The sequence below is a fragment of the Candidatus Bathyarchaeia archaeon genome (assembly GCA_035935655.1).
Taxonomy (GTDB): Archaea; Thermoproteota; Bathyarchaeia; order 40CM-2-53-6; family 40CM-2-53-6; genus 40CM-2-53-6.
The window spans coordinates 109,672-129,654 of record DASYWW010000062.1; the positions used below are offsets into that span (position 1 = coordinate 109,672).

Consider the following 19,983-nt stretch of genomic DNA (forward strand, 5'->3'; position numbering starts at 1 on the left):
TAGACGGCTAATACCGAAGACCCTTCATCTCACCTGCGCCGAGAAGTTTCGCTTGAGCATGGTCTCCCCATCAACTGCCGAAAGAAAGGGACGGGTCGCCCGGATAATCAGTTACCTGAAGGCACATCCACTACTTTGCTTGCTCATTCTAACACCTGGAATTCCAGAGTATCTTTCAGGGTCAAGCAACATGGCCTTTCTGATTCTGAATCCTCCAGTGTTCTTCCTATTTCTCGCTGCGAATCTTGCCCTGTATGGGCCAGGCGTTATTCTGATCCGCGAAGCTAAGATTCGATGGAACAAGGGCTGGGCGTCGGTCTTCCTCATGGGAGCCGCCTACGGAATCGTAGAAGAAGGACTGGCACTTCGAACACTGTTCAACCCTACGTCCTCGGTCGTAGGAAATCTCGGTGTCTACGGGCACTGGCTCGGAGTGAACTGGGTCTGGACCGTTGGACTGGTAATTTTTCACTCGGTTTTCAGCATCGGCCTACCGATCTTCATCTTCGGACTGGCCTTTCCAGATCTGAAGTCAAAGAGTCTCGTTTCGACAAAGGGAATGCGAATCAGCATCCTCACATTGGCCGCCGATTCTGTTCTCCTGTCGTTACTCGTAAACTATTGGCCCGCCGAGATATGGGGTCTACTGATATTTTCAAGCATCGTGGTCACACTGCTAGTTGTTGCTGCGAAGAAATTGCCCCTTGACTTTCTTAGGTCTGTTAGAGCAGAGCCTAGGTGGAGGCCTCGATCCTTCTTTCTACTCGGAGCCGCGTTCTTTCCTATCTGGCTCCTTGCAGGAGGTTTTGCAGCAGGCGCCAACCTTTTTCCACCGATCGTTATTGTTTTCGATATTGTCGTCTCACTCTGGGTTCTTCGGCTTGTCTTCAGGTCTATGGGAACACAGCTCAACCAGCCCCACAAAGTTGCATTCGCTTTCGGACTTATCTCTCCGATTATCATCTTCGGAGTCGCAGCAAGCGCATCCTTCCCCCTCATCCTCTTGAACGATCTACTGGTTGTTCTCTTCTCCAAGAAGATGTGGAGAAAATGGAAATCATGGACCTTCACACAGCATTATTCGCTGATGCAGACTCTGCCAAAATTTGGCGACGGAAGCCCACTGGCCTAGCCTGACCAAATTCCCGACAGGATATCCGACCTAGCGAGACAACAAAAAAAGAGAGTTGATGCTTGACCCCTTGGGTTCAGCATCAGTAAGTTATGGTTCCGGTCGTGGTGGCTGTGAAGGTTCCTGATATCATTGAGCTCATAGTGGCAGAAATGTTCACAGACCCTATGCGTGAAGCATGCTCAAAGCGGCCAGTGCCACCTGTAATAGTCAACGGGCCTGGGGAGTCCCGGTTCCACCCTAGAACACTCACAAATCATCTTCAGCATCTCGAAGACCTACTCCTCGTACGCATCGAGCGTGTAAAGAATTCAGATCGTTGCAGCCTAACAGGCTCTGGTGAAAAGGTTGCGGCTATGGTAATTGCGAACGAGACTGGAATCCCGGTTGGCCCTACAAAAGAGAAGCTGGATCTTCTCTTCGATGAAGCCAATTCAAATCCGCCCATCCTTGACGACTTCGCTGTCAACATAGCCCTTCCCTCATATTTTCCAGCACATACATCCGGAGCTCATACAGAGCAAATCAAATTTCACAGGCGCAGACGACTTCGGGAACTAGATTGGTACGGCAAGGGACCCAACACAACTGGGATTGAGATTCTCTCAATTATGGAGAACCTAGCTAATCTCTCGAGCACCAGCGTCCAATTCGCAAGCGCTGACCTCAGAACGAATCAAAGCCCGGGATGGCAAACAATCTCCTAAAGAACTGCGAAACATCTGCCTCCAATTGCCGATCCCGGTCTCAATCCGAACGATTGGCAACAAATAGCGAGAAGAAAGTTCGAACTCGAATCCGTATTCAAAGAGGTTCTGATCGTAAAGCTCCCTCAATGGTTCGAGTAGTGAGCACTAAATCTTAGGGGGATTTTCAATTCGGCCAACCTTTGGCCATAATCTCTTTGGTGTGTTGTCCCAGTCGTGGGGCTGGTGTTGTCTTCTTTGGTTTTGTCTTGCGGAATCTTATTGGGGACCCTAGACGTGGAATGTCTCCTTCCGACTTAACAATCATTTTTCGATAGCGAGCGTGGGCATCGTGCACTAGGTCACGAATGCTGAAGGCTGGTGTAGCCGGGACCTTAACTTGATCAAGGATCATCTGCCATTCCTTGGCATCTTTGCGGCGAAACATTCGCTGTAAGACAGGAATTAGGAGATGTCTGTTCTTGACTCTCGCCGGGTTGGTGGAGAATCTTCTATCCGCGATCAACTTCTCCTGACCGGTGGCGTGGCAGAAATTGGTCCACTGGTGGTCGTTTCCTATCGCTAGGACCATCTCTTTGTCTTTGCATCTGAATGCCTGGTATGGGACGATGCTTGGGTGGGCGGAGCCTAGGCGTCGGGGTTCTTTGCCTGTGGCGAAGTAGTAGTTGGCCTGGTAAGTGAGCCATGATACGATAGAGTCGTGCAGTGAGAGGTCGATGTAATCTCCTCTTCCCGTTACTAGTCTTCTGGAGAGCGCGGCTAGTATTGCGGTGGAGGTGTAGTGTCCTGCAGCGAGGTCGGCAACAGGAACGCTCATCCTGATTGGCGGTCGTCCCTGTTCCCCGGTTGAAGCCATGATTCCACTCATCGCGAACGCGATGAGATCATAACCTAGTCGGTCGCGGTAGGGTCCTGTCTGGCCGAAGCTAGAGATAGAGGCGTAGACCAGCGCGTTGTTTATTCTCCGTAACCTTGCATAGTCGAGGTTGAACCGTGCCATTCTTCCTGGTTGTGAGCTCTCAACAAAAATATCCGCGTCAACAACTAGTTTTCTGACTTTTTTTTGGTCCTCAGGCTTCTTGAGGTCTAGAACAACCGATTTCTTTCCGCGGTTGAGCGCTTGGAAATAGTAGCTTGTCCCGTTGATCCAGGGAGGTCCCCAGGAACGGGTCTCGTCCCCACCGTCAGGCTTCTCTATCTTGACTACTTCCGCTCCGAGATCCGAGAGCATCATGGTGCAGAAGGGACCCGCAAAATCCTGGGTCAGATCGATTACTCGAAGACCCTCTAAGGGAAGACCCATGTTCTGGGGGAGAGTATTGTGACGCAGTTATGAGTTTGGACTGGGGAAAGGTGGAAATAGATTCGTCTAACTAGTGAGTTGTGACTGGCATAGAAGTCGTTCGTCGTGGTAAGCTGCGGACGGGAGACTCTACAAAGGGGATCCTTAGAGACAGGGCGTTCGAATCTGAAGAGGTCTTGCTCGGCCAGTCAAAGATAGCAACTGGGACCCTGTCCGGTTGGCATCATCATGGAACACGCCACCTCTACGGATACATCGTGTCTGGAAGGCTCCGATTCGATTGTGTCACGGCCAAGATAGAGTCGATCGAGGTTAGCCCTGGCGACTTTTTCCATATCCCCGTTGGGCTGGTCCATAGGGATGTGAATCCGGATCAGACCATGGAAGCGATCGTGGTGAACATTCTTCTAGGCAAAGGACCGGCAGTGGTCAATGTGCCAGACCCATCTGTGTGAGAGCATCCACCAGTCCATCCAAGGATAACCAAGACAATAGCGAGCTTGGAAAGTCCCTGACTGAACTCTCTGGAAGTACCGCCATCTCAGACCCCCTGGACAGCTCCGCTTACATTAGACACTGACTAGCTTCCCTCCGTCGGGTCTTTGAGCAAACCTAAGATCGTCAGTTGGAGTGAGAAGATTGGTTGTGGTTGTGTTCTTGTTTTTTCGAAGGATCGTAAGGGACATGTGGAGCTTGTGGAGCGCAAACCCTGCAGCCGCCATAGGTAGTCTCTGAGACAAGTTCTTCTTCCTCTCTGATACAATGCTCAGTTGTGTCGAACGTTTTTCCGAATCCCGTTTTGGTTGCTGGCAAACCCGTGGCGGAGATCCTTGTCGAGGGTGAGTTGTCACCGTTTGAGCATGAGGCATTGTACAAGCTTCTCAAGAAACACTTCCAGCTAGAACAGCCTTCCTACTCTGAAATTCTTGATGAGGCCATCGGGACCCGGGTCAACCTCATCTTCCATCATCCTTACGACCGGAGCTTCTTCACCGGCATCCTTCAGGAGGACTGGCGCGGTCTCAAGGAACTGTTCAAGCAGATTAGATACCGGCGGGGTCGGCTGGGTGCAGCGTTCAGCCTGACCTTTGACGATCAAAAAACGCGTCTCGTTTTTTCTATGGGACTTCTGGGCGATGAGCAACTGGGCTCGGCACTGGACCAGTTATCCCATCTGACTGGCGTTGTCGGGCTGATGATGCGTCCCGATACGATGGTCGAGTCGATGGAACGAGTGGAAACTACCTACGATAAGAAGACGGATAGGTGGCAGGATTTTCGTGGGGTTGGGAAAGACAGGGTGTATGTTTTCGACGAGTCTTCATTTCGATGGACGCCGGTCTCTTAGGAGACGAGGGACAAGACAGAGGGAGGACCTGTCTGCTATGAAAAAGAAAGAATGGGAAGTTAGGGAATCGTCGTTCTAGTGTTTGGTTATTGTTAGTGTTATTGTTGTCGAGTGCGTGAGGCTGCCGCTTGTTCCTGTTATGGTGATGGTGAATGTTCCTCTAGATGCGCCGCTGCTAGTGAAGGTCAGCGTGGAGGTTCCGCTTCCTGTTACGCTCGTCGGGTTGAAGCTTGCCGAAACACCTGCTGGTAGCGAGCCGGTTGAGAGTGAGACTGTGCCAGTGAAGCCGTTCAGCGATGTTATTGTGACTGTCGTTGACCCAGAACCTGTCCGGTGTATTGTCAGGCTGGAGGGTGATGCGCTGATGCTGAAATCCCCGGTTACCGGTCCGATGACTGTGAGACTGTAGGTTGCGCTGTGCGACAATGACCCGCTTGTACCTGTGACTGCTATTGTGTAAGTTCCTGTCGGAGTATTCGTCGCGGTTGAGATCGTCAAGGTGCTGGTGTAGGTGGGGGTTCCGCTTGTCGGATTCACACTGGCGGTAAGGCCGGTTGCTGTTGGACTGATGCTTGTGGTGAGTGAGACTGTTTGACTGGTTCCACTGACGAGACCGACTGTTACGGTTGAGGTGGTGCCTGATCCCTGGACGACGGATCCGCTTGACGGGTTGAGGCTGACGCTATAGTCGAAGGTTGTTGATGTGCTGAACGAGGCGACCTGTCCGATGACTGTGTTCCAGTCTTGGAAGGTGGTGGATTTACGGTATTCGCCTGCGACCCAGAAGGTTGAGGACGAGGTCGGGGTCGGGTCTGTGGCCGCGCCGAAATAATCGCCGTAACGTGTGCTGGTGTCAGCGGTTGTGCCTGCTCTGACTACGGCGGGGGCTTGTAACGTGTTGAGGGGGTCGCTAGAGGCGCGTCCGGTGGCCATGGCTGATGGAAAGATGCTGCTGGATGATCTGCCGAAGGAGACGACTAGCTGTCCTTGGTAGCTTGAGACGGCGGGGTAGAAGTAGTACTGGCCGCTGGCTGAGAAATCGAAATCCTGAGCCTTCGTTGCTGTTGCGCCAGAGGTTGTGGCCTGGACGAGGCGTAGACAGGTTCTGGTTGATGAGTCGCCGCTGGGAACGCACGCGTCGTTCCATGAGGCCCATAGGCTGTTTGATTCCCAGACAACGCTCTCGACACGGTTATCGTTCGTGGTCAGTGTCGTACTGGTGCCTGGCTGTGCAGCGTTCGGTCCAATCACGCTGGTCGCGATTGAGAAGCTGCTGGTGCTGACTGTTACGGTTGCGGGAGGTAGACCTGTGAGTGATACTACGGTCTCGGTGGTTGTAGTGCTAGCTGGGTCGGGCACACATGATCCAGTGCAGTCGGTTACCATGTAGAAGGTGGTGGAGGAGGAGAGGTGTTGTGCGGGGTGCAGTGAGAACATGTTCGGGTCCGGGGTATTTGTTGCAAAGTGGATGGTAGTGGCTCCGGCTACGAGCTCTGACTTGTTCACGGCCCAGTAGTGGACACCAACGTATGAGGTGCCGGCAGAGTTGAAGTCGTTCACCGAGATTACGTACTTGTCATCGTTGGTTCCTGTGACAGGCTGGTCAGGAAGATGACCCGAGTCAGAGACAGAGTACAGGTTGAAGGTCCCTGTGGGGTCATTGCTTGTCGAGACGGCGAAGACGACTCGAGCGTTAGGAATGTCAATGATCGATGCGAACCATCTGCCGCTACTCGAGTCATAAGAGACTTGCGGGTCAGACATTGACGAGGCGGGGAGGCCGAAGAAGCTGTCCAGTCCGAAAGTCGCCTTGGCAACAGCTCCAGTTTTTGTGTAGATTATGCCGGCGAGGTTGACCATTTCGAAAACATGGTTTGGCCCTGCGCCGACGATCACGTCGGGAGGCGAACAGCCACAGGGATTCGGTGATCCGCCTGGAGCTCCCTCGAGGATGAGACCCACGGTCACGGTCTGTGGTGTGGGAGTGCTCGGTGCGGTTGCAACTGTCTTTGCGGCTTCACCTGTTGGGACGTATCCTGTCTGTTCGGCCTGTGTCTTGGCTTGATCGTAGGCTTGGAGGCCCTGCGAGTGCAAGGGCGATTGGTTAGTGTTTGTTGTTGACTGTCCTGTCTGCTGGAGACTGCTCACATCCACAGTGCCGATGAGACTGGTTGTTCCCGGTGTTAGCGTAGTTGAAACGGTTGATTGTGCTCTTGCTGCGGTTGGGAGGAGTAGGAGAAAGCTGGCGAAGAGGAGGAGTAGTACGCGACTATTTTTCATGAAAAACACCGGGGCTACCGGTTTTGAATATAACAGTTTCCGGAAAGAGTGTGTGTGTCGAGGATAGTGCGCGGCCGGCAAGAAATGTACGTGTTCGACGAGACGCTCTTTCGATGGCATTAAACGCCACCAATTCTTGCTCTCGGTGATTCGACAATGATGCCGTTCGAGGAGGAGCATTTCATCGGAGGAGTTGCAAGCACGGGGATGGCTCGAAGAACTCGGAGTTTCAAGTCTGCCTACTACATTAGCACTGGTGGCCCTGTAGGCTACGGAATCTACTTGACTGACAAACGCCGAGTAGGCGTTTCATACAACAGAATAGTCTCTAGGTCTTTTTACCCGGCCTACGCGCTTTTCCTCATCTGGATTATCTCTCTCATCGGCCTCATTGCCTATGCGAGACTGACAGGCTCTCAGGAACTTTTGCCACTCCCGTTTGTGATGGGCTTGGCTGTGGTAGCCTTGGTGTTTCTCGTCTACTGGAGTCCAAAACAAGCATTAAAGAGAGTCGAGCATAGTACCATTGCCTCGATTGAAGGACTTAGGAACGCGACCTCTGACATTGCGCTGAATAGAGCCGATATCTCCAAAGTGACGGCTCGACCGGGCTTAACCATGATCACTATGAAATCCGGAGAAACACACGCGTTCCTCAGCGGCCTTAGAGGAAACAAACCCAAACGTTTCCTCAGCCTGTTAAAGGCGTTCTGTTCATTGACTCCATCAATTGAGATGACCTTGTCCGATTCTTCAGGAAAGAACATGCAGGAGGTCGTAGGACCGATCCGACACGCCTAACTACCGGCAGCGAAGCGCGGCTTCATTCTGACGAAGTCGTTCATCCATCCTGCGTGATTCGCTGAGGTTGGCTGATACAAGGCTCCAGGCGGAAAACTCGTCAGGGTCCGAACTATCTTTCCTATGGTGGTTGCTATGCGAGCAAACTCTATTGAGGTTATGAATTTCCTGGGGGCGTAGTATCATTGTCCGAAATCATACTCTTCTTGGCGACGATGCGCTCGGTTTTCTCGATGACCTTCCGGACTATGCCCAGATATGTTAGAGCTTCATGGATTCCTGTTGCCGCGAATCCGACACCTTGAGCAATTTCCTTATTCGAGAATTTCTTCGACATGCGGCTAAGATCCCTCTCCACACCTTCCAAGTAGCTCTTGAACTCCTTTATGGCAAGCAAGGTCTTTTCTGCCCTTTCACTCTGGGTCTGTTCAGACTCCCTTCCCAACCTAGTTGCCTTTCTAATCAGGGTCGTAGCCGGTTAATGGGGGTCTGAAATATTTGGTCCCGTTGACCGGGATAGATTGACTGGCGCATCATGTCCGGTGCGATTTCTCTGCGCTCTAGGGAACGAAGGTTCATCCGCGATGCCATCGAGGACGGATTTGTCTGAAGGTTCCCGCTTACCCATTCCGGGACAATGACTGCTCTGAGGAGTTGTTGCACTGTGACGTCTCTTCTCCTAGCTTCAGAGGCTAGGACCTTGAACGTGCCGTCTCCGACAGATAGGATAAACTTGGCCATCTATTAAGCACCCGACCATTGTCGGTCAACCCCAGCCTTAGCGTCTGATCCGTTCTTCTTGTCTACTCTTCCCTCGACTTTGAAATAGACATCTCGATCACTCATCCAGTCTCCGTGGACTTGTTCGTCACCGATATCAGTGTACACCCCGTCAAGCCAGACCCTAACGTCCAGTGCTTCTGAAGAGTCGATGAGGTCGGCTAGTAGGTCTTTCAGACGGCCGTTTTCATTGTTCGAGAGAGTCGCAACCATTCTCCATCAATCGTTATCTTTCTCTACTTTTCTATATAACCACGATGTTTACAACTTAACACAGTGTGGACACCCAGCTCGTGTCTAAGTTCCTAATGTTGGTTCTTCGCAAATACGTGGCCAGGAATCGCAGGATATTTTTCCTGTAGCTTCAGATGGTATTCGACACAGAAGCTTATCGCAAATCATAATCGAATTCTAGGATTGTTCTTCTTCCTGTACATTGAGGCTATCGCGCCTATCGTACCGATTGCTGCAATCACGTTGCCCGCAACTATGATCCCAACAGGGTCGAAGACTGTTTGCGAGCCCTGACCCTTTGGCGTCGAAGGGCCCTTTGGATTGGAACCAGACGTGGTCATCGATGGTTGATTATTGTTGGAACCCGACGGGCCTTGCGGATTAGGAGATCCAGAAGGCGGAGATTGTGGCGGACCTTGTGCGCCTGTCACTTGGACCGTTACGATAAGCGATTGCGAAGCTGCCAACGGAGCGGAGCCAGTTACGTTGATCTTGTATTCCCCAAGCTGAGCAGAGGTCGCGTTTATCTCAAGAGTGGAGGCCGCGTTTCCTCCAGGCAATACGGCAATCGTCGAAGGGTCCGCTATAGCTTGAACCCCAGAGCTCGGGGAAACTGAGGCGGTGAGAGATACTGGCCCGGTTAGACCCTGACTGGTTACAAGGATGGCACCGTTTGCGCTAGTGCCGTTGTGAATGTTGAACGTGCTGGGTGTCACAGAGAGATTGAATCCGACTAGAGACGCTTGCGTTGTGCTCAGCGTTTGGCCTGCGACACGAGCCGGTGAAATTGGGATGACGAGGGCCATAAAAATTAGGATGACAAGTGAGATCCGCAATTCTGACCACGATTTGGTTGTCTTTAGTAGCTCCTTGCTCATTGGAGCATATTAGCTCGAAGTGTATAGGTGAACGCATCTGAACACAATGAAACACTGTGATCGCGGAACTCAATATCTACCTGTCAGACTGGACAGGGGTAATCGGAACAATAGTTGGATACAGTGTCGGTTTTCGCGATCGTCTACGTCATGGGCAGTTTCGTCAGGATTCTAGGTTCGACATGCTGGCCGCTTTCAGACCTGAGAGCTCTGAGGAGCCTCTGGAAAAGTCTGTTGAGAAAATAACCAGCATCAATGGAATCACAGCCAGCGAGACCCTCATATCATTCAGCCTTCCCGAAAACCTCTAGATTCGAGCCATCGGACTCTCCAAAATCCACCTTTTTCTCGCGACCGAGACCGGCGAAGACTCTGCGCATATCTACCTAAAGTGTTCGAAAGTAATCAGTTCTGGGACTCTGTGGACTGACCACTCAAATACATCGGCAGAGAGGGTTACCTTGGGGACCCGTCAAGAGATTGCTATCGAAGAACATGATAGCTGTTCGCATTCTCCCTGTCACACTCATCGTCCTAGCGGGAACCATAGGAATATTTGGCGTGTCACAAATGGTCAATCAGGTTGGCGCCGCTGCAACCGTGCGCGGCACTTACTTCGATCATGTCGTGATCGTTGTCATGGAGGATCATGGCATGATGGAGATTTGTGCGCAAAACCCACCCCCTTGTTCCAGTTCAAATGGAGACCCTTACATTTCCGGTCTAGCGAATACCTACTCGATAGGAACCCAATACATCGGAGTTTCTCACTTCAGCCAGGCAGATTATATCGCGCTTTTGGGGGGAGGAACCTACGGTTGCGTCAGCTATCCATGCCAACCATCATCACACTTGAACCTTGTAGACCGTCTTGAAACAGCGCGGTTGCCCTGGAAGGGCTACATGGAGAACCAGGGTGCGGCGAGTGGTTGCGATCTCAATTACAATCAGCCATATACCCCAGAACATAATCCGTTTGTCTTCTTCAAAGATATCACATCCAACGCTGCACGATGTTCCAAAATTGTCCTAGCAAATCCAACCGGCTGCTCCGCGACTGACTGCGCGTTGATCAATGATCTGAACTCTGCCACCGCGCCCAGCTTCATGTGGCTCACACCGAACAATTGTAACAACATGCATGGCTATCCCAGTGGATGTGCTTCCTCAGTTCCGACGGGGGACAACTACCTTAGCAGTCTGGTTCCCAACATTCTCGGAAGCCAGACATTCAAGACAAAACGTTCTGCTCTTTTCCTCGTCTTCGACGAGGGAAACGGCTACTGTCCCCTTGACGGCAGCTCTAAAGACTGTGTCTACGCCGTCTGGGCCGGCCACGAAGTCAAGGCCAATTTCGTCACGAACAAGTCCTACGACCACTACTCGTTCACACGGACGATCGAAGACAACTGGAAGCTGGCTAGCTTGGGATCTAAGGATGTCTCCGCAACTCCCATGACAGAGTTCTTCTCAAGCACACCACCGCCGAGCAATCTAGCTACGGGTTTCACCTATAGCCCATCCTCACCACAAGTGAATCAACAGGTTACTTTCACAGGCTCGGCGACAGGTGGAACTGAACCATACACTTTCACCTGGGCCTTTGGCGATGGTTCAACAGGGACAGGAAATACCGCAACCCACGCCTACCAGTCAACAGGAAACTTCAACGTAGTCCTAACTGTGAACGACAATGGGTCGCCGAAACAAACCGCAAACTCACAGCACTTGGTCACAGTATCCAGCCCTCCTCCTCCACCACCTTCTACCCTGACAACTAGCTTCAACTACAATCCACCATCACCGACTGCTGGCCAACAGATCACGTTTACGAGTTCCGCCGGCGGTGGAACTGCTCCCTACGTCTTCAACTGGAGTTTCGGCGATGGATCAACCTCGACAGGCTCCACCGCGACACACACTTATCCCACTGCGGGATCATACACGATTGTCCTCAAGGCAACTGATAGCGGATCTCCCAAGCAGACAGCGTCTTCTCAACAAACCATGACCGTCACCAGCCCACCCCCACCACCTCCCCCGCCATCCACTCTCACAGTGAGCTTCACCTACAGTCCATCCTCGCCTCAAACAGGACAACAAGTAACATTTATCGCCACAACATCAGGCGGCACAACGCCATACTCTTACGCCTGGGATTTCGGCGACGGCTCGACAGGAACAGGTCCTTCACCAACCAACACTTACTCGTCGGGGGGAACTTTCACAATCATCCTGACCGTCCGAGACAGCGGGTCGCCGCAACAGTCGGCCACCTCTCAGCAATCAGTCACGGTCACCACTCCGCCACCTCCCCCTCCTCCGCCCACGCCGTTGACCGCTAGTTTCACCTACACCTCGTCAAACCCCACCGCGCTGGAACTCGTACAGTTTACAGGAATCGCTTCTGGAGGGACGCAACCTTACACCTTTAGTTGGGACTTTGGCGACGGATCCTCAGCCACCGGTGCCTCGGTCAGCCACTCCTATCTCCTCCCCGGAACCTACACGGTAACGCTGACCGTGTCGGATGCGAACGGCCAGACAGCTACACTATCGAAAACCATCACCGTCAGCGTTCCTCTTATTGGCCCCTAGTCCCGCGATCCTAGGTGGATACTGCAAAGGCAGGAGCGATGAAGCTGCAAATCTACGCGGTCCGAAGAGATTAGACGCGTGCAATCGAGGGAACCTAGTCCTCAGCCTCCAATTGTTCTCTTTCAGAATCGCGCCGAACACAGGTGTTCGCTTGTGTTCGATGGTGTTCCATTGTGGACAACTCGGACGTGTTCTGTCAAGTTACGGAATGTTTCTCCCAGAAAGACAACTCTTTCTGACAGGAGTGTCCCATGTTCGTCAAAAATGATCTCGTAGCAGACGAAACCGCGATAGAACAGGAAACCGAAACAGAAAGGGCCGGCATCGAGCCAACAGGGCCAGACGACCTGCTGAGTCTATTGTCGAAGTTCCTCGAGTCTCCCGGTAATGTATTGCTTGTCAGAGGACCACCGGGCGCCGGAAAGACCACCCTGGCATTCGAACTGCTCAAGAAGACGAAAGGGCCTCGAATTGGCCGTCACATGATTCCTCCCAACAAGGTCTACGTGTCCAGTCGAGTCTCGCCGACAAAGCTGCGGAAACATTTTCCCTGGATAAACGAGGTAGTCGACTCAATGTCCGGCAGAGTCGCAAGACAAAACTGGACAGAGTCATCGCAAGATCTACTGGTCACAGAGACGGACAACATCCTAAGCAAGGTTGTCGCTGCAAAGCGCTCAAAACAGAGAGGGCTCCTCGTAATTGACAGTTGGGAGGGAGCACTCCGGAACACTCCAGAATCCGGGCGCCTAGCTCTCGAGTCAAACATCCTGTCAGAACCTGGCGAGAGCATGGTGGGAGTGATACTCGTCAGTGAAGACGGGGAACTCGGACTCGCTCACCTCGTCGACGGCATTGTCACACTATCCTCATCCCTGCTGGAAGGAAAAAGAATCCGGACAATCTCTATCAATAAGCTTCGGGGACTGCGAGTCCAGACACATCAAGCGCTCTTCTCCCTAGACGAAGGTCGATTCAATATTCTGCCCCAGGCAGAATTCCTAGTCCCCGCGGCGTCAAGCCCTAGAATTCTTGCGGCAATTCCCGACTCCGAGCACTCCTTCTCCACAGGAAATTCGGATCTCGACAAGATGCTGAGCGGCGGAATCAAAAAAGGCTCATCCCTCCTGATTGACATTGACAACAGCGTATCGCCTGAAGCGGTAAGACTCCTTCTCAATATGTTCAGGGCCAACTTCGTTAATCAAGGAGGCGCATGCTTCATTATTCCCCTCGGCACATTCAGCTCAGAGAGCGAGGCAGAATCCCTCATACCGCTCGTTGGAAACAAATCGTTCGGGGAAAGAGTCCGAACCGGAGAGTACAACCAAGAACTTCCAGCAGCAGAGTGGAGAGTTCACCTCAAGGGCAAACTCATCGAGGACCTCTCTCAGTTTGACAGTTCCTGGAAGGAGCTCGGAACGATCTCGCAATCAAGGATGCTGACCGCCGATATCGACAAGGTCGTACAAGTCTATGGAGAAGACCTAACACTTCCAGGCCTCAGTGAGATCGGGGCGAGCGTTCGTGATTCAAGGGCCCTCAGTATCGGTGTAGCCTCCCGGCCGACCAAAGTCCGAGAGGACTTTCTAAGAATAGCAGACTATCACTTGAAGCTAAAGAGCATCGATGGTTCCCTTGTTATGTACGGGATGAAACCTTCCACAAACATTCACGGGATCTCATTCTCCTTTGAGAAAGGATTGCCACTAGTCAAATTGACCGAGGTGGTCTAACCCCGAGATGAAAGATTCTGGTCTAAGACCATGACTCCAGAACCTGAGAAACCGAGCTTCTTCGTTAACGAAAAGGAAACCGTCGATCCCAATGTGGAAAGTATGCATGAAAGGCCCAGTAACAATACCTTTAGGGGAACGATTCCAAATGCTCCTTGCAGGCGGAGAAGAAAGCTAATAGTAGCTCACAAAAGAGACAAGTCAAGCAACACCATCGTTCTTGGACTAGGCACGGCACCTCAAAAAGGACGACCGTCACAAAATCACTCTTTCAGACTAGATCAGGATACGATTGATGGGTTGCATGCCATTTCAGAAAAGGAGAGAGTCAACGTCAATGCTCTGGCCAACAAGGCGCTTAGGAGATACGTAGAGTATGATGTTCTAGCCGAGAAATTCGGACTCATAACCATATCCAAGGCATTGTTGAGAACTCTCTTTGCTTTAATGACTGAACAGCAGGCTAGAGATTTAGGCCGGAAGTCAGGGCATGAAGCAGGCCCAGGATTCGTAACTTTCTGGTACAAGAAGTTCGATGTTGAGAACACGATCAAGGCCATTGGGAAAGTGACGTCTGAGTATGGGAGAAACTTTAGTTTCGACTCATCTTTCGACGGCAAGACACATGTTCTCGTTATGCGGCATGAAAGCGGGAAGAATGCTTCTGCGTACTATGGAGAGTCTGTGAAAGCTGTGTTCGCGATGCTCGGACTTGATTGCAAAGTAGAAGAGAATGAAGACCAAGTCACGGCACACGTTGACATTCTTCCCTCAATCAAACTACCCCCATCTACGCCGAAAGTTGTAACGACTTCCACCTGACCGTGCCCGAGTCGCGGGGATCGAACCCAGACGTTTGTGGGCCAATTCACGCTTTTTCTTGCTTGAATGAAACTACGGGAGCCGGCAGCCCCTAACCCGAATGATGCAGGGTGTGCCTGGATTTAAAACCGGGCCCCACATCGTTCTCCTCCAACACGAAAGATGGAAAGATCCGCAGACTACAAGGCCTCAGGGGGAAAGTTGGTCCGGATCAGACTGAAAGAAGAACACGGCCTAATCAGAACGATCAAGATTACCGGAGATTTTTTTCTGATCCCTGAGGAGAGTTTGCGGAAGCTTGAGAGGATGTTGGAGGATGCGCCGTTGCGGGAGCCGGAATTGCGTCTTCTTGTCAATCGTTTTTTCCGTGGGACTCAGGCCCGGGGGCTAGGTGTTTCTTCTGATGATTTTGTGAAAGCAATTCTCTCAGCGAAGGAGACGATTTAGATCTTGGAAACTTGGCGGCTGGTTGATCTAGAGTATCGGGATAATCCGTTCATGAACCTGGCTGTTGAAGAGGCGATACCGCGAATGGTCGGGGAGGGAAAGGCTCCAAGCACGGTCCGTTTCTGGCATAACTCCAACACGATCGTCATCGGCTGTTTCCAGTCTGCAAAGTTGGAGGTGAACATGGAGGCTTGCAAAGAGACCGGGACCGAGATTGTTAGGAGGTTCACGGGTGGAGGTGCGGTCTATCATGATAGTGGGAATTTGAATTATGCGATATCGTTGCGAAAAGGTGATCCCATCGTCCCGGATCAGAATCTACAATCTGTATTCCAGAGATTATCTGAAGGCGCGGTCGATGGCTTGCGAAAACTGGGCGTAAGGGCAGAGTTTCAACCGGTCAACGATATCCAAGTTGACGGGAAGAAGGTTTCTGGGGCTGCGGGAAGCATTCGGTGGAACACAGTCTTCCATCACGGATGCATTCTTGTCAATTCCGATCTCAGCATTCTTGGAAAGGTCCTGAATGTTCCCCGAGTGAAGTTGGAGGAAAAACATGTTGCGAGTGTGCTGAAACGAGTGACGACTGTGCGAGATGAACTGGGCCGGGATGTATCCACTCGTGAGGTTCGGGACGCTATTGTGGATGGGATAGAGAATTGTTATGGGGTTAGAGTGGAGCCTGGTGACTTGAAGAAAGAAGAATTGGGGTTGGCGAAGGAGTTGTATCAGACCAAGTATAGCCGGTTGGAATGGAACTTGGAGCCCTGATCAAGACTCGGCTCCGGCTTCGTCAAAGGCTGTATTCTAGCTCTAGCTTCAGGCATCGTGATCTTTGTCAGAAGCTCGCCGTGTGTTCTGAACCAGTCCGGTATTATGACCGCGCGCAATAGCTCCTGGACTGTTACTCCGCGCTCTTTTGCTTCACTGTCTAGGAGGTCGAAAGTTTGCTGTCCGAACGCTACCATCACTTTTATCGAGGACACTTTTCCGTTTTCACACCATTTTCGCGAGTATCCCTGAGGTCCTACAAAATGGACCCGAGAGATGTTCACACTATCGACTACGCTTACCAGCTAGAATTGATATAAGTCTGCCGGAAATAATCCTATCAGGAAACCGAAAGAGCGACTCCTAATTGGCGACAAGGGCTCGGCTTATAGACTCGATTGCTGGATGAGGAGAGAACTACCACTAGTACAGCTACTGGAATGGTGGCGCGAGAGGACCCACACCCGACCACCTACTGCGCAATGAGTCTTGTCCTGCTGGATCTGAGGACCGGTCGGGGTGTCGGGGCTTAGAATGTCTAAATTGCCTTCGCTGGCAGGACTTCGCGGGACAGTTGGTCTGACATGTTGCCTTGTGGCTTGCTATCGCTCGTCCGCCGATGATTTAGTGTGCCTTCGAAGCTGAAGCTCACAGAGTTCGGACTCATGGCCTCAAAGGTGACGCTCGTCCCGACGGTGCCCCCGCCTCGGAGGGCTCTAGAAGTTTGTTTTTCTCGTCCTGCCACGCTGGGACAGGCCCTCCTTGAGGGCTGATCCTTCTGGTCCGTACCCGTAAGTTCTGAGCCACAGCTTGACGATCCCGATACACGTTCGACAACGGATCCTCTTGGCTTGGACAAGCTTCCTCTTCCATATTTCCCTAGTAGCGTTCCAGCTCTCCTGGCTGGCCTTTCTCAACTGTCTACTCCGGTTATAGTAGTTCGTCCAGTAATCAACCCAACCCTCAGGTGTTGTGGGTGGGTGCAGACTTTCCATGTCCTACAGGATGATGCCCCGTCATTCTAGTTCTACCGATCGAGATGATCAGGCATCGGTATGACCTTTTCCACGTGTCTTGATGATGATATCAAACTGGGGAGATCTTGAGAAAACTTATCTTCGATCGTTTCGATCTCTCTTCTGATCTTCGATAAGGCGAGTGAGCGATTCAACATGTCAGAGGATGCTGGGAAACGTCGACAACCTGCTCGTAACAGCAAGAGCAGGCGTAGTCGTAGGCAGAGACGGTTCGAATCGAAGAAACACAAAAAGTAGGACGGACTTCTGAATTCCTGCGGGAACTCACATTGCGGGGTCCACCCAAGTGTCCAGAAAAAAGCTCTCGGGGAACCGCGCTCTTCTCAAATCCTAAGGCAAACTTGAGATCTGTCTCAGGTAATTGTCAAACTATCGGTCGCGCAACAGGATTCTATTCGGGGGTCTAAAAAAGGGGGGAGGTTGTCGGAGCTATTATCGGATGATTACGCTTTGAAGAACGGTGCATAAGCGAGAAGTGTCTCGCTCTTGAAAATTCCATCAAGGTGACTAACTCTCTCAACGGAAGTCTTCACAATGTCTTCAGAGGTTCTTGCTTGCCAGAGGGCGACTATGTCGAACTGTCCGGGTACCGTAGATGCTTCTACGAAGCCTGGGATGCTGCTGAGCTGCTTGATGACGTTCTCGCTGGTAGTGTGCTCACATGTTAACAAAGAAACGCCGAGAGCCATTTGGTTCTCGAATTTCTTAGTAGGCTGAATACCGTCGAAGCCCGTGTGAGTGTCGGTGGTGCGGATGTCGGTGATATTGCGGATTTCTTTGACTGTCTGGTATACGTTGTGTGGTGTGTTTGGTTTCAGGCGTAGAACTAGGTCGTATCGGCCTGTAACCGGTGCGATGAGGTCAATCTGGCTATTGCGCTTTAGCTCCTCAACCACGTTGGTGCTGCGGCCCGGATTGACGGTCGCGAACACGTAGGTCGGGAAATTCATATTGGTTTGCATTGTTGTTTTTTCTACTGCATTTTATTGCAGAGTAGTAATACCCATTACTTGCTTATAAGACTTTTATTTGAGACCATACGCTATGTTACATGAGGATAGAAGGTCACAAGGCTCATGGCAGCTCAAAGGAACAGCGTCAGCGTCCCCGAAGCGGTACGCGAGATTCTGACCAGAAACTACCCCATCTACCAATGTTTGAAGATGAAGCTCATGAATTTCCACTCCCTCGCACAACTCATCCAACCCCAAGTCAAACAGCTCAGCGGGAAAGATGCAACCATCAACACTCTAGTCGTAGCGATCAAAAGATTCTCAGACACATTATCCAACGACAAAAGCCCTGACGCCTCAAGAGTCCTCAAAGACGCGAGAATATCCCTTTCAAGCGGCATAGTCGATGTGACGATAAGAGCGCCTAAGACGCAGTTCTCAACCATCATCAAAGAATTGTCAGAGGTCTGGGGCGATCTCTCAGAGTTCCCGCATGTTTTCCCATTATCAAACTCGATTAAACTCATCCTCCCAGGAGAAGACTACGCTCTGGTCCGTGGAAAGCTGGAACATCTTCGGGAAGCAACCACACAGGCGAACGTGGCCAAGCTGACACTCAACCTCCTGCCCCGCGCCGAGATGACCCCTGGAATAGCATCATACATAACGGAATTATTGTTCAGAAACGGCATCAATATCCTAGACGCATTTCTGGGCTACGGAGACATCATAATGGTCGTTGACGAGAGAGACGGACCCCTGGCCTACGACATTCTACAGGGAGAAATCCACGGCTCCACCAAATGGAGGAGTGGAAACCACGAGCCCCCACGTTAAGGCGGACCCTATCTCGTAAACCGTGCAAACTTTCTTGAGCAAGAAACACCGGCCCGTTTCCCATGCCAAAGTCGTACGTAGCTAGGCAATCATACTATTTCGAGAAGGCGCCGCCTGAGAAGGTGTTCCTGGCCCTAACAGAGCCGAAGATGCTTGTGAAATGGTTCCTCTCGAGAGCAAAAGTCGAACCGAAGAAAGGTGGAAGTTACTCCTTCGATTGGGTCGGTGGATATCACATGACGGACAAGGTGAAGAGATTTGAGGCGAACAAGGCCGTATCGTTCGCCTGGTCAGACAAAATAAAAAACGGAGAGATCGCGAAGACCACTGCCTCGTTCGAAGTAGCCAAGAAAGGAAAAGGGACGCTATTGAAGCTGCGCCATACCGATTTCAAAGACCCCGAACATTTCGCTGACTGTTCGTCACGATGGGCGTACTACTTGACGAATATGAAGTCGGTTTTGGAGCAAGGCGTCGACCTACGTTCAAGATACGATGGGTAAACGTGAGTCCAAGTGAGGACAGTGACTCTCGTGCACGTACGCACACACTGTGTGTATAAGAAGGGGCCAGTCGGGCCTCTGGGGAGGTTGAACTGCTGGTCGCGGTCTTACCAGACCACTTAAGTAGTACTGGAGACCTTGGTACTACCGAGAAACGTTGGCGGAACGGCTTGTCAAGGTAACCAGAAAAGGCCAAGTTACGATACCATTGGAGCAGAGGAAGAAATACAGCATACGCGAAGGTATGAAGCTTCTCGTCAAGGACAGCCCTCAAGGGATCCTGTTGAGCCCGGTCAAGCCAGTAGAGGATCTCGCTGGGATCGACGCGGGAAAAACCAGTATTGAAGATATGAAGAAGAAACTTGACAAGATGCGCTCCGAGGACCGTTATTGAGCCCGCCGCAAACCGTTGACACTCGTTTCTTCCTCACCCATTTCCTTGCGCATACCGATTCTCTGAGAGATAGGTCGCGACGAAAGATCACTGAGCTGCAGCGCCAGAACGCAATAGTTCCCACAATAGTTGTTCACGAGGTCTACAAGTACGAATATGAAGAATCGGGGGTGGAGGTTGCGAATTTGCGGATCGATTCGATACTGAGGTCCAGCTTCAGGATCATCGATCTCTCCACGCCGATAGCCATCACTGCTGCAACCCTAAGAGCTCGCCACCGGGGACTTCCAACCGCGGACGCTATAATCGCAGCCACAGCCCTGCACCAAAAGGCTAGAAGAATCGTCTCAGACGATCCACATTTCTCGAGGATCGAAGGACTCACGACAGAATGGCTGTAAGAGTGGACAGCAGTGTCGAAG

General features: G+C 51.6%; 25 protein-coding genes. 15 read left to right on the forward strand and 10 right to left on the reverse strand.

Translation table 11 applies throughout. The annotated features are described in order from the left end of the window. Positions 1–52 precede the first annotated feature (52 nt). Positions 53–1,132, forward strand: coding sequence for a hypothetical protein (locus VGS11_12325; GenBank protein HEV2120873.1), 1,080 nt, complete (start codon positions 53–55; stop codon positions 1,130–1,132). Positions 1,133–1,224: 92 nt separating this feature from the next. After that, complete coding sequence (locus VGS11_12330) at positions 1,225–1,839, forward strand: hypothetical protein (protein ID HEV2120874.1); 615 nt, start codon at positions 1,225–1,227, stop codon at positions 1,837–1,839. 166 nt (positions 1,840–2,005) lie between these two features. Here VGS11_12330 and VGS11_12335 read toward each other — a convergent pair whose 3' ends face one another. Beyond that, positions 2,006–3,142, reverse strand: a complete 1,137-nt coding sequence (locus tag VGS11_12335; GenBank protein ID HEV2120875.1) for a CoA transferase — start codon at positions 3,140–3,142, stop codon at positions 2,006–2,008. A gap of 80 nt (positions 3,143–3,222) precedes the next feature. On the opposite strand from VGS11_12335, the gene VGS11_12340 reads away from it, so the two are divergent. After that, positions 3,223–3,597, forward strand: a complete 375-nt coding sequence (locus VGS11_12340) for a cupin domain-containing protein (protein ID HEV2120876.1) — start codon at positions 3,223–3,225, stop codon at positions 3,595–3,597. A 114-nt stretch (positions 3,598–3,711) separates the two neighbouring features. Here the strand turns inward: VGS11_12340 and VGS11_12345 are convergent, their stop codons facing one another. Further along, a complete protein-coding gene (locus VGS11_12345; GenBank protein ID HEV2120877.1) occupies positions 3,712–3,882 on the reverse strand; it encodes a hypothetical protein in 171 nt (56 codons plus the stop codon). Positions 3,883–3,941: 59 nt separating this feature from the next. Here VGS11_12345 and VGS11_12350 point away from each other — a divergent pair, with 59 nt between their 5' ends. Continuing rightward, a complete protein-coding gene (locus VGS11_12350) occupies positions 3,942–4,490 on the forward strand; it encodes a hypothetical protein (protein HEV2120878.1) in 549 nt (182 codons plus the stop codon). A gap of 75 nt (positions 4,491–4,565) precedes the next feature. Here the strand turns inward: VGS11_12350 and VGS11_12355 are convergent, their stop codons facing one another. Next, positions 4,566–6,890 carry a hypothetical protein gene (locus VGS11_12355; GenBank protein ID HEV2120879.1) on the reverse strand — a complete coding sequence of 775 codons (2,325 nt, stop codon included), beginning with the start codon at positions 6,888–6,890 and terminating at the stop codon, positions 4,566–4,568. A gap of 36 nt (positions 6,891–6,926) precedes the next feature. Here VGS11_12355 and VGS11_12360 point away from each other — a divergent pair, with 36 nt between their 5' ends. Continuing rightward, on the forward strand, positions 6,927–7,571 hold the full coding sequence (locus VGS11_12360) for a hypothetical protein (protein ID HEV2120880.1): 645 nt from the start codon (positions 6,927–6,929) through the stop codon (positions 7,569–7,571). Between the two features lie 157 nt (positions 7,572–7,728). Here the strand turns inward: VGS11_12360 and VGS11_12365 are convergent, their stop codons facing one another. From VGS11_12365 to VGS11_12380, 4 genes are all read right to left on the reverse strand, one after another. After that, complete coding sequence (locus VGS11_12365; protein ID HEV2120881.1) at positions 7,729–8,016, reverse strand: hypothetical protein; 288 nt, start codon at positions 8,014–8,016, stop codon at positions 7,729–7,731. A 17-nt stretch (positions 8,017–8,033) separates the two neighbouring features. Next, positions 8,034–8,312: a hypothetical protein gene (locus VGS11_12370; GenBank protein HEV2120882.1), complete on the reverse strand. Its 279-nt coding sequence runs from the start codon at positions 8,310–8,312 to the stop codon at positions 8,034–8,036. A 3-nt stretch (positions 8,313–8,315) separates the two neighbouring features. Next, positions 8,316–8,564, reverse strand: coding sequence for a hypothetical protein (locus VGS11_12375; protein HEV2120883.1), 249 nt, complete (start codon positions 8,562–8,564; stop codon positions 8,316–8,318). Positions 8,565–8,749: 185 nt separating this feature from the next. Beyond that, positions 8,750–9,421 carry a hypothetical protein gene (locus VGS11_12380; protein ID HEV2120884.1) on the reverse strand — a complete coding sequence of 224 codons (672 nt, stop codon included), beginning with the start codon at positions 9,419–9,421 and terminating at the stop codon, positions 8,750–8,752. 98 nt (positions 9,422–9,519) lie between these two features. On the opposite strand from VGS11_12380, the gene VGS11_12385 reads away from it, so the two are divergent. The 6 genes from VGS11_12385 to VGS11_12410 all read left to right on the forward strand — a co-directional run bounded on the left by VGS11_12385 (position 9,520) and on the right by VGS11_12410 (position 15,837). Then, positions 9,520–9,774, forward strand: a complete 255-nt coding sequence (locus tag VGS11_12385; GenBank protein HEV2120885.1) for a hypothetical protein — start codon at positions 9,520–9,522, stop codon at positions 9,772–9,774. Positions 9,775–9,943: 169 nt separating this feature from the next. Continuing rightward, positions 9,944–12,061 carry a PKD domain-containing protein gene (locus VGS11_12390; GenBank protein HEV2120886.1) on the forward strand — a complete coding sequence of 706 codons (2,118 nt, stop codon included), beginning with the start codon at positions 9,944–9,946 and terminating at the stop codon, positions 12,059–12,061. A 251-nt stretch (positions 12,062–12,312) separates the two neighbouring features. After that, complete coding sequence (locus tag VGS11_12395; protein ID HEV2120887.1) at positions 12,313–13,797, forward strand: ATPase domain-containing protein; 1,485 nt, start codon at positions 12,313–12,315, stop codon at positions 13,795–13,797. A 30-nt stretch (positions 13,798–13,827) separates the two neighbouring features. Next, entirely contained in the window at positions 13,828–14,619 is a 792-nt protein-coding gene (locus tag VGS11_12400) for a hypothetical protein (GenBank protein ID HEV2120888.1), read from the forward strand. Between the two features lie 162 nt (positions 14,620–14,781). Continuing rightward, a complete protein-coding gene (locus tag VGS11_12405; protein ID HEV2120889.1) occupies positions 14,782–15,066 on the forward strand; it encodes a lipoate protein ligase C-terminal domain-containing protein in 285 nt (94 codons plus the stop codon). Positions 15,067–15,069: 3 nt separating this feature from the next. Continuing rightward, the gene (locus VGS11_12410) at positions 15,070–15,837 is read left to right on the forward strand and encodes a biotin/lipoate A/B protein ligase family protein (protein HEV2120890.1); all 768 of its coding nucleotides are present in this window, start codon (positions 15,070–15,072) and stop codon (positions 15,835–15,837) included. Here VGS11_12410 and VGS11_12415 read toward each other — a convergent pair. The 3 genes from VGS11_12415 to VGS11_12425 all read right to left on the reverse strand — a co-directional run bounded on the left by VGS11_12415 (position 15,795) and on the right by VGS11_12425 (position 17,836). Beyond that, entirely contained in the window at positions 15,795–16,121 is a 327-nt protein-coding gene (locus VGS11_12415; protein ID HEV2120891.1) for a hypothetical protein, read from the reverse strand. The two genes, VGS11_12410 and VGS11_12415, sit on opposite strands and share 43 nt — an antisense overlap. A gap of 432 nt (positions 16,122–16,553) precedes the next feature. After that, positions 16,554–16,832: a hypothetical protein gene (locus tag VGS11_12420; GenBank protein HEV2120892.1), complete on the reverse strand. Its 279-nt coding sequence runs from the start codon at positions 16,830–16,832 to the stop codon at positions 16,554–16,556. A 485-nt stretch (positions 16,833–17,317) separates the two neighbouring features. After that, a complete protein-coding gene (locus VGS11_12425; GenBank protein ID HEV2120893.1) occupies positions 17,318–17,836 on the reverse strand; it encodes a hypothetical protein in 519 nt (172 codons plus the stop codon). A gap of 114 nt (positions 17,837–17,950) precedes the next feature. Between VGS11_12425 and VGS11_12430 the strand changes: the two genes are divergently transcribed. The 4 genes from VGS11_12430 (at position 17,951) to VGS11_12445 (ending at position 19,962) form a co-directional block, all read left to right on the forward strand. Further along, positions 17,951–18,664: a hypothetical protein gene (locus tag VGS11_12430; GenBank protein ID HEV2120894.1), complete on the forward strand. Its 714-nt coding sequence runs from the start codon at positions 17,951–17,953 to the stop codon at positions 18,662–18,664. A gap of 62 nt (positions 18,665–18,726) precedes the next feature. Continuing rightward, the gene (locus tag VGS11_12435; GenBank protein HEV2120895.1) at positions 18,727–19,167 is read left to right on the forward strand and encodes an SRPBCC domain-containing protein; all 441 of its coding nucleotides are present in this window, start codon (positions 18,727–18,729) and stop codon (positions 19,165–19,167) included. A 157-nt stretch (positions 19,168–19,324) separates the two neighbouring features. Then, the gene (locus VGS11_12440) at positions 19,325–19,561 is read left to right on the forward strand and encodes an AbrB/MazE/SpoVT family DNA-binding domain-containing protein (protein ID HEV2120896.1); all 237 of its coding nucleotides are present in this window, start codon (positions 19,325–19,327) and stop codon (positions 19,559–19,561) included. Continuing rightward, positions 19,558–19,962: a PIN domain-containing protein gene (locus VGS11_12445; GenBank protein HEV2120897.1), complete on the forward strand. Its 405-nt coding sequence runs from the start codon at positions 19,558–19,560 to the stop codon at positions 19,960–19,962. Before VGS11_12440 ends, VGS11_12445 begins: the two co-directional genes overlap by 4 nt. Positions 19,963–19,983 lie beyond the last annotated feature (21 nt).

What these genes read in the sequence shown, in the direction of transcription:
- VGS11_12330 (HEV2120874.1), top strand. Translation starts at nt 1,225, where the DNA reads ATGGTTCCGGTCGTGGTGGCTGTGAAGGTTCCTGATATCATTGAGCTC.
- VGS11_12335 (HEV2120875.1), bottom strand. Translation starts at nt 3,142, where the DNA reads ATGGGTCTTCCCTTAGAGGGTCTTCGAGTAATCGATCTGACCCAGGAT.
- VGS11_12355 (HEV2120879.1), bottom strand. Translation starts at nt 6,890, where the DNA reads ATGCCATCGAAAGAGCGTCTCGTCGAACACGTACATTTCTTGCCGGCC.
- VGS11_12360 (HEV2120880.1), top strand. Translation starts at nt 6,927, where the DNA reads ATGATGCCGTTCGAGGAGGAGCATTTCATCGGAGGAGTTGCAAGCACG.
- VGS11_12370 (HEV2120882.1), bottom strand. Translation starts at nt 8,312, where the DNA reads ATGGCCAAGTTTATCCTATCTGTCGGAGACGGCACGTTCAAGGTCCTA.
- VGS11_12375 (HEV2120883.1), bottom strand. Translation starts at nt 8,564, where the DNA reads ATGGTTGCGACTCTCTCGAACAATGAAAACGGCCGTCTGAAAGACCTA.
- VGS11_12395 (HEV2120887.1), top strand. Translation starts at nt 12,313, where the DNA reads ATGTTCGTCAAAAATGATCTCGTAGCAGACGAAACCGCGATAGAACAG.
- VGS11_12400 (HEV2120888.1), top strand. Translation starts at nt 13,828, where the DNA reads ATGACTCCAGAACCTGAGAAACCGAGCTTCTTCGTTAACGAAAAGGAA.
- VGS11_12405 (HEV2120889.1), top strand. Translation starts at nt 14,782, where the DNA reads ATGGAAAGATCCGCAGACTACAAGGCCTCAGGGGGAAAGTTGGTCCGG.
- VGS11_12420 (HEV2120892.1), bottom strand. Translation starts at nt 16,832, where the DNA reads ATGGAAAGTCTGCACCCACCCACAACACCTGAGGGTTGGGTTGATTAC.
- VGS11_12425 (HEV2120893.1), bottom strand. Translation starts at nt 17,836, where the DNA reads ATGCAAACCAATATGAATTTCCCGACCTACGTGTTCGCGACCGTCAAT.
- VGS11_12430 (HEV2120894.1), top strand. Translation starts at nt 17,951, where the DNA reads ATGGCAGCTCAAAGGAACAGCGTCAGCGTCCCCGAAGCGGTACGCGAG.
- VGS11_12435 (HEV2120895.1), top strand. Translation starts at nt 18,727, where the DNA reads ATGCCAAAGTCGTACGTAGCTAGGCAATCATACTATTTCGAGAAGGCG.